General features: G+C 63.0%; 5 protein-coding genes. 4 read left to right on the top strand and 1 reads right to left on the bottom strand.

What is annotated here, in order from left to right:
- Positions 1 to 782 (bottom strand): LysR family transcriptional regulator (locus ENZ75_RS20425; RefSeq protein ID WP_164887893.1); only part of this gene is annotated, 782 nt, incomplete at its 3' end.
- A gap of 131 nt (positions 783 to 913) precedes the next feature.
- On the opposite strand from ENZ75_RS20425, the gene ENZ75_RS20420 reads away from it, so the two are divergent.
- The 4 genes from ENZ75_RS20420 to ENZ75_RS20405 form a co-directional block, all read left to right on the top strand.
- Entirely contained in the window at positions 914 to 2,131 is a 1,218-nt protein-coding gene (locus tag ENZ75_RS20420) for a urate hydroxylase PuuD (RefSeq protein WP_024501931.1), read from the top strand.
- Position 2,132: 1 nt separating this feature from the next.
- Positions 2,133 to 3,449: a guanine deaminase gene (guaD, locus tag ENZ75_RS20415; RefSeq protein WP_063169826.1), complete on the top strand. Its 1,317-nt coding sequence runs from the start codon at positions 2,133 to 2,135 to the stop codon at positions 3,447 to 3,449.
- 193 nt (positions 3,450 to 3,642) lie between these two features.
- Positions 3,643 to 4,146, top strand: a complete 504-nt coding sequence (locus ENZ75_RS20410; protein WP_063169827.1) for a heme-degrading domain-containing protein — start codon at positions 3,643 to 3,645, stop codon at positions 4,144 to 4,146.
- The coding region (locus ENZ75_RS20405; protein WP_164887892.1) for a glycerate kinase at positions 4,143 to 5,061 on the top strand (919 nt) is incomplete at its 3' end. The genes ENZ75_RS20410 and ENZ75_RS20405, both read left to right, overlap by 4 nt.

The following is a 5,061-nucleotide window of genomic DNA, read 5'->3' as shown; positions in this document are numbered from 1 at the left end:
GGCAGGATCACCTTCAGCCGCCGATCGCGGATGAATGGCTCGACCTCGAAGCGCGGCTTGTTGATGATGCCGCGGCCTGAAAGCGCCCAGCCGGTGAGCACGTCGCCATCGTCGGTGTCGTAGGGCCCGTGTACCTCGAATTTCTGCGGGCCGGTGGGGGTCTGCAGCGTCCACACATATTCGCGCGCGCCCGAATAACGCAGCATCAGGCAGTCGTGCTTCTTGCCGATCAGTTCCTGCGGCTCAATCGGTTCGCCGCGCGCTTCGAGATATTTCGGCGCCGCCACCAGCACGCGCTCGCATTCCATGATGCCGCGCATCCTGAGGCTGGAATCCTCGATGATGCCGAGCCGGAAGGCGACGTCGATGCCTTCCTTCATGATGTCGACATTGTGGTCCGAGAGCCTGAGCCGCACCTCGATATCAGGGTATTTGTCGTGGAAATCGGGGATGCCCGAAGCGACCAGCCGGCGGCCGAGGCCGAGCGGTGCCGTGACGCGGATGGTGCCGCGCGGCTGGCCGGAAAGGGCAGAGACTGCCGCTTCCGCCTCGGTGATTGCCTCCAGCACCTGCTTGGCGCCCCCGTAAAAAACCGTGCCATGCTCGGTCGGCATCAATTGCCGTGTGGTGCGGTTGAACAGCCGCACGCCAAGGTGCTTCTCCAGTTCCTTGATGCGGTTGGAAGCGACCGCCGGCGAAATGCGCATGTCGCGCCCGGCCGCCGACAGATTGCCGAGTTCAACGACGCGAACGAAGACGGCGATGTTGTCGAGATAGGCCATGCGGAGCACCTTCGCCGGTTTGCAGGATCAACCTAGTATTTTCCATTTTTTTTTGAAAGTCCTCGTGCGCCTCGCCTCTTTCCGTTTGCGCTCCAGCCCGTAAAGTCACCCAATCGGCAGGGACGATTTCAATGATGGATTTCGCGATTTTCTGGGATTGGCTGAGTTTTGCCGTGCGCTGGCTGCATGTCGTCACCGGCATCGCCTGGATCGGCTCGTCGTTCTATTTCGTCGCGCTCGATCTCGGCCTGCGCCAGCGTCCCGGCATGCCCGTCGGCGCCTTCGGCGAGGAATGGCAGGTGCATGGCGGCGGCTTTTATCACATCCAGAAATATCTGGTGGCGCCGGCCGAAATGCCGGAACACCTGACCTGGTTCAAATGGGAATCCTACGCCACCTGGCTTTCCGGCTTCGCCATGCTGTGCGTCGTCTATTATGCCGGGGCCGATCTGTTCCTGATCGATCCGAACGTGCTGCCGATGTCGGTGCCGGTCGGCATCCTGCTGTCTCTGGCAACGATCGGCGTCGGCTGGGTGGTCTACGATCTGCTGTGCCGCTCGCCGCTGGGCAAAAGCGACACCGGCCTGATGCTGGTGCTCTATTGCGTGCTGGTGTTCATCGCCTGGGGACTGACCCACCTGTTCACCGGCCGTGCCGCCTTCCTGCATCTGGGCGCCATCACCGCCACGATCATGTCGGCCAATGTCTTCATGGTCATCATCCCCAACCAGAAGATCGTCGTCGCCGACCTCATCGCCGGCCGCAAGCCCGACCCGAAATACGGCAAGATCGCCAAGCAGCGCTCTCTCCATAACAATTACCTGACGCTGCCGGTGCTGTTCCTGATGCTGTCGAACCACTATCCGCTGGCGTTCGGCACTGAGTTCAACTGGGTCATCGCCTCGCTGGTGTTCATCATCGGCGTGCTGATCCGGCACTATTTCAACTCGGTCCATGCGCGCAAGGGCAATCCGACCTGGACCTGGATGGCGGCACTCGTCCTGTTCATCGTCATCATCTGGCTGTCGACCGCGCCGAAAGTGCTGACCGGCGAACCCAAGGAATCCGCGTCGGCGCAAGTCTATGTCGCTTCAGCGCATTTCCCGGCGGTGCGCGACACCGTGCTCGGCCGCTGTTCAATGTGCCACGCGGCGGAGCCGGTCTATGAGGGCATCTATCATGCGCCCAAGGGCGTGATGCTCGACACCGATGCGGATATCGCCAACCACGCCCGCGAAATCTATCTGCAGGCCGGCCGCAGCCACGCCATGCCGCCCGCCAACGTCTCTCAGATCACCGACAAGGAACGGGCGCTGCTGGTGGCCTGGTTCGAAGGCGCAGGGAAATAGCATGAATTCGACACTTCTGCGCGGCCGCACGCTGTCCTTTGTGCGCTGGCCGCAAACTCTCGAAGACCATTCCGCCTGGCGCTACGAGGAGGATGGCGGACTGCTGATCCGTGACGGCAGGATCGTCGCCGCGGGTAGTTATGCCGATGTTGAAAAGCAAGCCGACGAAACGGTGAAAAGGATTGACCACCGGCCGCATCTGCTGCTGCCCGGCTTCATAGATGCCCATGCGCATTTTCCGCAGATGCAGATCATCGCCTCCTACGGCGCCGAACTGCTCGACTGGCTGAACACCTACACTTTTCCGGAAGAAACGAAGTTCGCCAACGCCCAGCACGGCCGCCGCATCGCGCGGCTGTTCCTCGACGAAATGGTGCGCCACGGCACCACGACGGTCGCCGCCTACTGCTCGGTGCACAAGGCCTCGGCCGAAGCCTTCTTCGCAGAATCGCATGACCGCAACATGCTCAACATCGCCGGCAAGGTGATGATGGATCGCAATGCGCCCGACGGCGTGCTCGACACCCCGCAATCCGGCTATGACGACACAAAGGCGCTGATCAAGGAGTGGCACGGCAAGGGCCGCCAGCACTACGCCATCACGCCGCGCTTCGCCATCACCTCGTCGCCGGAGCAGATGGAGATGGCGGGCGTGTTGTGCCGCGAACATCCCGGCCTGCACATGCAGACGCATCTGTCGGAAAACCACGCCGAGATCGCTTTCACGCAGGAACTCTACCCGTGGGCGCGCGACTACACCGACGTCTACGAGCATTACGGGCTGTTAGGCAAAAAGAGCCTGTTCGGCCACTGCATCCATTTGTCGGAGCGCGAAGCGGATGCGCTTTCGGACTCGGGCTCGGTGGCGGTGTTCTGCCCGACCTCGAACCTTTTCCTCGGCTCCGGCCTCTTCGATTATCAGCGCTTTCGCCGACGCGACAAGCCGATCCGCATCGCCGCCGCCACCGATGTCGGCGGCGGCACCAACTACTCCATGCTGCGCACCATGGACGAAGGCTACAAGGTGATCGCGCTGAATGGCGAAAAGCTCAACCCGTTCCAGTCCTTCTGGCAGACGACGCGCGGCAATGCCGAGGCGCTGTCGGTGGTGGAAAAGATAGGCACGCTGGACGCGGGCACCGACGCCGACATCGTCGTGCTGGACGCCAGGGCAACGCCGGGAATGCGACTCAGGATGGAGACGGTCGAGACGCTGGCGCAGGAACTCTTTCTCCTGCAGACGCTGGGCGACGACCGCTCCGTCCGCGAAGTTTATGTGGCGGGGCGGCCAGCCAAGGCTGACATGAGCGCGGGGTAAGGCCCCCTCACCCGGATTGCCAACCGAATTGCGAAGGCAATTCGGGGCAATCCGGCCTCTCCCCGAGGGGAGAGGAGGAAGCCGAGGCCCGTGCTCGTCTCTTCTCCCCTCGGGAGAAGGTGGCCACGCCACGGAAGCTTGACCGAGCGGAGCTTGTCGTACACACGACGTGTGACGATTTCGGAGAAAGAAAATGGCCGTTGCTGACGACATCGCTCTGATCAAGAGACAGGAAGAGACCCTTGTCTTCGCGACCTTTGACGAGGCCGTCGCTTTCAAAATCGGCTCCGCCATTCGCGATCGTGCAATCGCCGAAGATCTACCCATCATAGTCGACATCAGGCTGTGGGACCGGCCGCTGTTCTACGCCGCGCTGCCGGGCTCGAACGCTTCCAATCCCGACTGGGCGCGGCGCAAGATCAATGTGGTCAAACGGTTCCTGAGAAGCACCTATCGCATGGTGTTGGAACAGCAGCGCCCCGACCGCACCTTCAAGATTGGTGAAGGGCTGGATATTGCCGACTACGTGCTGGCCGGCGGTGGCTTTCCGGTGAACGCCAAGGGCACCGGCGTCATTGGCGTCATCGCCGTTTCCGGACTGCCGGAGCGCGAGGATCACGGCGTCGTCGTCGATGCGCTGTGCGATCATTTGGGCGTCGACAAGCGCGGCTTGGCATTGCCTCGGGAAGCCGAATGACCGTGCTCGACCCCAAATCGTTCCTCGTCTCTATCTTCAACGCCGCCGTCGCCGCCGCCGATCCGGAACGAACCATCAGGGATCATCTGCCGGCCAAGCCCAAGGGCCGTACCATCGTCATCGGCGCGGGCAAAGGCTCGGCGCAAATGGCGGCAGCCTTCGAGAAAGTGTGGGACGCCCCCATCGAAGGGCTGGTCGTCACCCGCTATGGCTATGGCGCGACCTGCGAGCGCATCGAGATCATCGAGGCGGCGCACCCGGTGCCGGACGATGCCGGCCTTGAAGCCTCGCGCCGGCTGCTGGCGAAGGTGCAAGGGCTGACGGCGGACGATCTGGTGGTGGCGCTGATTTCCGGCGGCGGCTCGGCGCTGTTGCCGTCGCCGGCCGGCAGCTTGACGCTGGCCGACGAGATCGCCGTCAATGAGGCGCTGCTCGCCTCGGGTGCGCCGATCGCGGCGATGAACACTATCCGCAAGCACCTTTCCACCATCAAGGGCGGCAGGCTGGCGGCGGCCGCATGGCCGGCCAGGGTGGTGTCGCTGATCGTCTCCGATATTCCCGGCGATAATCCGGCAATGGTCGCCTCCGGCCCAACCGTACCGGATACAGGCAGCCGCGCCGACGCGCTGGCCTCGATATCGGCCTATGGCATGAAACTGCCGGCCTCGGTGATGGCGCATATCAATTCGCCGGCCGCCGATGCGCCAAGCCCGGATGACGAGCGCTTTTTGCGCAACGAGGTGCATCTGATCGCTTCGGCCGGGGTATCGCTGGAAGCCGCCGCTACGGAAGCGAAACGGCAAGGCGTCGAGGCGGTTATCCTCTCCGATGCCATCGAAGGCGAAGCGCGCGAGGTTGGCGGGGTCCACGCCGCGATCGCGCGTGAAGTGGGGACGCGCAACAGGCCTTTCTCGA

Origin of the sequence: Mesorhizobium sp. M7A.F.Ca.CA.002.04.1.1 (assembly GCF_004022805.1) — a bacterium.
Classification (GTDB): Bacteria; Pseudomonadota; Alphaproteobacteria; order Rhizobiales; family Rhizobiaceae; genus Mesorhizobium; species Mesorhizobium ciceri.
This window is presented reverse-complemented; position numbering and strand designations above follow the sequence as displayed.

Bases quoted from the DNA above. Each gene is read 5' to 3' on its own strand.
- ENZ75_RS20420 (WP_024501931.1), top strand. From the start codon at position 914: ATGATGGATTTCGCGATTTTCTGGGATTGGCTGAGTTTTGCCGTGCGC.
- guaD (WP_063169826.1), top strand. From the start codon at position 2,133: ATGAATTCGACACTTCTGCGCGGCCGCACGCTGTCCTTTGTGCGCTGG.
- ENZ75_RS20410 (WP_063169827.1), top strand. From the start codon at position 3,643: ATGGCCGTTGCTGACGACATCGCTCTGATCAAGAGACAGGAAGAGACC.